Source organism: Nocardia spongicola, from assembly GCF_047200775.1.
Classification (GTDB): domain Bacteria; phylum Actinomycetota; class Actinomycetes; order Mycobacteriales; family Mycobacteriaceae; genus Nocardia.
In genome coordinates this window covers 1-4,240 of sequence record NZ_JBJZOO010000036.1, presented here as the reverse complement: position 1 = coordinate 4,240, position 4,240 = coordinate 1, and the positions used below count along the sequence as shown (strand labels likewise).

At 71.5% G+C, this 4,240-nt stretch carries 6 protein-coding genes; all 6 read right to left on the bottom strand.

Annotated features, from left to right (window positions below; all coding sequences use genetic code 11):
* Window positions 1–70: 70 nt before the first annotated feature.
* Entirely contained in the window at window positions 71–1,129 is a 1,059-nt protein-coding gene (locus ACL02S_RS24030) for a DUF3560 domain-containing protein (RefSeq protein ID WP_412804771.1), read from the bottom strand.
* Between the two features lie 74 nt (window positions 1,130–1,203).
* On the bottom strand, window positions 1,204–1,533 hold the full coding sequence (locus ACL02S_RS24025; protein WP_412804770.1) for a hypothetical protein: 330 nt from the start codon (window positions 1,531–1,533) through the stop codon (window positions 1,204–1,206).
* A gap of 421 nt (window positions 1,534–1,954) precedes the next feature.
* Window positions 1,955–2,257, bottom strand: coding sequence for a hypothetical protein (locus tag ACL02S_RS24020; RefSeq protein WP_412804769.1), 303 nt, complete (start codon window positions 2,255–2,257; stop codon window positions 1,955–1,957).
* The gene (locus ACL02S_RS24015; protein WP_412804768.1) at window positions 2,254–2,634 is read right to left on the bottom strand and encodes a hypothetical protein; all 381 of its coding nucleotides are present in this window, start codon (window positions 2,632–2,634) and stop codon (window positions 2,254–2,256) included. The genes ACL02S_RS24020 and ACL02S_RS24015 overlap by 4 nt, the downstream gene beginning before the upstream one ends.
* A gap of 73 nt (window positions 2,635–2,707) precedes the next feature.
* Window positions 2,708–3,541 carry a PP2C family protein-serine/threonine phosphatase gene (locus ACL02S_RS24010; RefSeq protein ID WP_412804767.1) on the bottom strand — a complete coding sequence of 278 codons (834 nt, stop codon included), beginning with the start codon at window positions 3,539–3,541 and terminating at the stop codon, window positions 2,708–2,710.
* 102 nt (window positions 3,542–3,643) lie between these two features.
* Window positions 3,644–4,006, bottom strand: coding sequence for a hypothetical protein (locus ACL02S_RS24005; RefSeq protein ID WP_412804766.1), 363 nt, complete (start codon window positions 4,004–4,006; stop codon window positions 3,644–3,646).
* Window positions 4,007–4,240: the final 234 nt, after the last annotated feature.

The following is a 4,240-nucleotide window of genomic DNA, read 5'->3' as shown; positions in this document are numbered from 1 at the left end:
GTACCCCAAGTTCCCCAACTTCCCCAATGATTCGGCTGTGGGCCAGATCACCGGGGAGACTGGGGGCCGGTCAGCGTTCGCCGTCGACGACATCCGGTTCGACGCGCACGCCATCGATGTACGCCACGTCGCGGCCCGCGCTGTCGCGTACGGCCGTGATGCGGTCGTAGGGCACCGTCGAGGAGGTGCCCACCGTGCCGCCGAGCCGTACGGTCTTGCGGTTGACCCGCTCGACCGGATGCGGCCACCACTGTCCCCTGATGCGCACGTAGTCCCCGGCGCGCACCTTCTCGGGGCCGAACACGACGGTTCCGGCGGCCTCGGCGGCGGCGACGTGGGCGCGCCAGTACGAAAGCTGGTCGTCGACCTGAGCGAGATCCTGCGTGAGGGCTTCGCGACGTTCACCGACAGCGGCGGGGGTGTTCTCATAGACCGGCTCCCCGGTCTGGCTGTTGGTGAACAACTTTCGGGTGTGTCCGTTGAGCTGGCGCTCAATGCGGCCGCGCTCGGCGGTCAGTTCCTCGATGCGGCGCAGCGTGACCGCGATGTTCTCGCGGACCGGCGTCGCCAGGGCGGCCACCTTCGCCCGTGCCTCGGCCGTGGCGGTCTCGCGGTGGGCGATGACGGCGTTGTCGGCCGCTTGCGAGAACGCCGCGATGAGGCGGCGGTGTTTGCCCTCGCTGTGGTGACCGGACAGGATCGGCTGACCGAACGGGGGCAGCGACTCGCGGGCGTGATCTTCCTCGGCGTCGGCTTCCTCGGCGTCGGCTTCGTCGGCGGTGATGCGGCGGCGTTCGGCCTTGCGTTCCAGTGCGGCCGTGCGACGCTCGGCGCGCTCGCGGCGGTCGGCCTCGACTTCGGCGGTTGGACGCGGGGTGTCGTCGATGCGCACCGTGACGGTGTGCCCGGCGGCGCGCAGCACCTCGGCGGTGCGGTCGATCAGATCGCGCGGGGCCTCGAGGTCGCGCGTGCCCCGGATGAACCATCGATTGTCCCGGCCGGAGAACCGCCACGGGCGGCGGCCCTTGGTGGCCTGAGCCAGCAGGACACCGTATCCGGCGCCCGGAGTGGTTCCCTCGAGGATCGTTCCCTCGGCGTGGGTGTGGGACAGGGTGAGGTTTTCGGACATTCGTCCGCTCCTTCGTCATGGTGGGCGAGGTGCGGGGCCGGGCAGGTGGGCGCTGCCCGGCCCCGCGGGGAATTTCAGGATTCGATCGCGGTGAGGAAACGCGCGGCGCGCACGAAGCGGTGCACGGTGTCGATGTCGACGTCGTGCAGGCGTTCGGCGCGGATCGCGGCCGCGCGTTCGGTCGACCCGAGCGCGGCGATGCCGCGCAGGTGCTCGGTCCACTCGGCGGCGGCCGCGAAGTGCTTTTCACCGTTGGTGACCACGCAGACGTGCGCGCGCCGGTCCTCGGTACCGATCACCTGGTGGTCGTGGAAGTCGGCGCACTCCAGCGCCGCGGTGAAGTGCGCGGGGCGCGGGCAGCGGTAGCGCTGCGGGCAGCGGGTTTCGTAGGTGGCCTGGTCCATCGCGGTCTCCTCCTCAGTGGGGGCGGCCTGTCCGCCCTCTGCCAACCATACTACCCCAAGTTCCCCAAGTTCCCCAAATATTCGGATGTGAAGTGGGCCACAGAACGCGCGGGCCGGGCAGCGCCTACTTGCCCGGCTCGCGTGGGTGGTTCCTTCACCGCCACAGGGGCGGCGGTCGTCGGCTAGGTGATCGTGCGGCACCTGCGGCACTCCCAGCGGCCGGGGGTGCGGTGGTCGGGGAACAGACGCGGCCGGGGCGGGCAGGTGGCGAAGGATCGGCCCGAACGCGGCCTTGCGTCCCGCGCACACCTGCTCGTCGTCGATCACCCATCCGCCGCACACACGGTGGAAGTGACACCGTGTGCAGGCGAACAGGGTTGCCGCGTCGGGATCGGGCCGGGCCCGTCCTCGGCCGGCACGGTCACCGACCGCGCCCGACGGCGTCGGCGACCTCGGCGGCGTAGCGGGCCAGGGCGGCGACCACGCGGGCGGCGTAGCCGATGACGACCGGATGGTGGTCGCCGTGGTCGGGTCGGGCGTCGAACACGATTCCGTCGAACACCGCGCCGTCGTTGACGGCCACGCGCAACCGGCCCGCGTTCTCGGCGGTGTCGATCTGCACGACGGTCGCCCCGTCGTCTCCGGTCCACACCGACACCCCGACCAGGTCGTGATGCCGACGCGCGAGAGCGACGACCGGGTCGGCGGGCTGGGGCGCGCTCATCGGACCGGCCACACGGTCGACTTGGTGCGCGTCAGTACGAACATGTCGAACTCGGCGTGCCCGGTCTCGCGCGCGTGCGCCTGGTCGTGCGGGACCTTGTCGGTGCGCCGGAAGTTCGGCGAGGTGTATTCGCAGCTGCGGCAGGCGAACCGGATCACCTCGTCGTAGTCCTCGGCGGCGCGGTCGGCCTGCGGCACGGGCACGGGGTCGGCCTCGGCGGCGGCGCGCAACCGGGCCACGATGTCGTATGCCCGCTCGAGGTCGTCGACGTCTTCGCCGCTGCGGAATTCGTCGAGTGATTCCAGCACGCGGCGCAGCTCGGCGACGGTCTCGGCCTGGCCGCGCTCCTCGGCGGGCGTGGTGTCGGTGGTGTTCATCGGTGATCCTTCCTCGGGTGGTCGTCACCGGCCGGGCACGGCGGCCCGGCCGGGGTCGGTGAGCGCGCGTCGGTCAGAACGGCGCGAGTTCCTCGGCATCGCCCGCGCCGTCCGCGGGGTCCGGTTCGGCCGGGGCGATCTCGAACAGCAATGCGCTGGCGTTGTCGGCCCGGGGTCCGTCGGCGCGTACCGCCCACTTGGTGAGCCACAGCGCGGCGCGCTGGGCGTTCGGGGCGTTGGTCAACGCGCACCGGATCGCGCGCTCGGACAGCGGCCCATGTACGCCGTCGGTGGTCAGCAGTACCCGCACCGGCCGTAACTCGGGGTCGCCGTTGTGGTGCCACTGCGCGCGGGCCGGACCTTCCTCGCCGGGCTCGCCCAGGGTGCGGGTGACGACGTTCGGGCGGCCGAATTTCGCCATGTTGTGATCGTCGGTCAGTCGCAGGAGTCGCCCGTTGGCCAGCTCGACCCACACGCGGCAGTCCCCGAGCCAACCGACCTGGATAGCGGCGTCGTCGTCGATGGTGGCCACGGCGATAGTGGCATCGGGGCGGTAGCCGTAGCCAGGACCGTCGGCGAATCCGGAAAACGCGACTGCGGCGGCGGTCTCGGCGGTGCGTACGTGCAGCGGCAGCACAGCGGCCGCCAGCGGCAACAACTCCGCGGGGTAGTCGCCGTAATCGGCGGCTGCGCCGAGCGCGCACACCGCCTCGACGGCGGCGCGGGCGATGTATTCCGAGCCGGTCGCCGATCCGACGCCGTCGGCGATGGCGGCGACCAGATAGGCGCCGTAGGTGGCGATGCGGGTGCTGAAGTAGGCCGCGTCCTGCTGGGTGTCGCGCGAGCCGATGTGTTCGGCGTGCGCGTTCGCAGCGATCGGCACGGTGAACGGCGGGCGGTTGGTCATCTCGGGGGTCCTTTCCGGGGCGCTGGTCGGCGCGCAAGGGCGGCGGGGGGAGCCAGGGCCGGGCAGGTGGGCGCTGCCCGGCCCCGGCTGTGGTTCAGGCGGTCACCAGGTGAGCCGGTAGCGGCCCGGTACCTCGACATCGCTGATGTGCGCGGTGTCGGGCAGCCGGAACGGCGCGCAAGCGGCGTCGAGGGCCTCGAAGGCGACATAGCCCCAGATTTCGACGTCCTCGACGGTGGCGGCGGTGCCGGGAGCCTCGGCGATCACCGTGCGGGGCGCGGGAGAGTGCGCGGTGCCGGTGCGCAGCAAGGCCGTGAACCGCGCGTAGGAGTCATAGCTGTACCAGTCGGCGGCGCACTCGCCCGCGGCGCGCGCGGCGAACGTCTCGATCACCGTGGCGACGATGGCCTCGGCCAGCTCGGGCGCGCCGGGGTCGGTGGGCAGATCGGTGACGGGAGCAGACATTTCGTACCTCCTGGGAGTCGGGGCGGCCTGTCCGCCCTCCGCGAACCATATTACCCCAAGTTCCCCAAGTTCCCCAAGTTAGATGGTGTGGGGTGGATCACAACTGCTCACGTCCCGGATACGGCCATCACAGCCCAGAAGCAGCGCTTTCGCCGAGAGACGGGCCGCCATCCGCTACAGGGCGGCCGAACTGGGCCACATCCGCCGTGTCCACACGGGGCCCGGGCAGGTAGG

Bases quoted from the DNA above. Each gene is read 5' to 3' on its own strand.
- ACL02S_RS24030 (WP_412804771.1), bottom strand. From the start codon at position 1,129: ATGTCCGAAAACCTCACCCTGTCCCACACCCACGCCGAGGGAACGATC.
- ACL02S_RS24025 (WP_412804770.1), bottom strand. From the start codon at position 1,533: ATGGACCAGGCCACCTACGAAACCCGCTGCCCGCAGCGCTACCGCTGC.
- ACL02S_RS24020 (WP_412804769.1), bottom strand. From the start codon at position 2,257: ATGAGCGCGCCCCAGCCCGCCGACCCGGTCGTCGCTCTCGCGCGTCGG.
- ACL02S_RS24015 (WP_412804768.1), bottom strand. From the start codon at position 2,634: ATGAACACCACCGACACCACGCCCGCCGAGGAGCGCGGCCAGGCCGAG.
- ACL02S_RS24010 (WP_412804767.1), bottom strand. From the start codon at position 3,541: ATGACCAACCGCCCGCCGTTCACCGTGCCGATCGCTGCGAACGCGCAC.
- ACL02S_RS24005 (WP_412804766.1), bottom strand. From the start codon at position 4,006: ATGTCTGCTCCCGTCACCGATCTGCCCACCGACCCCGGCGCGCCCGAG.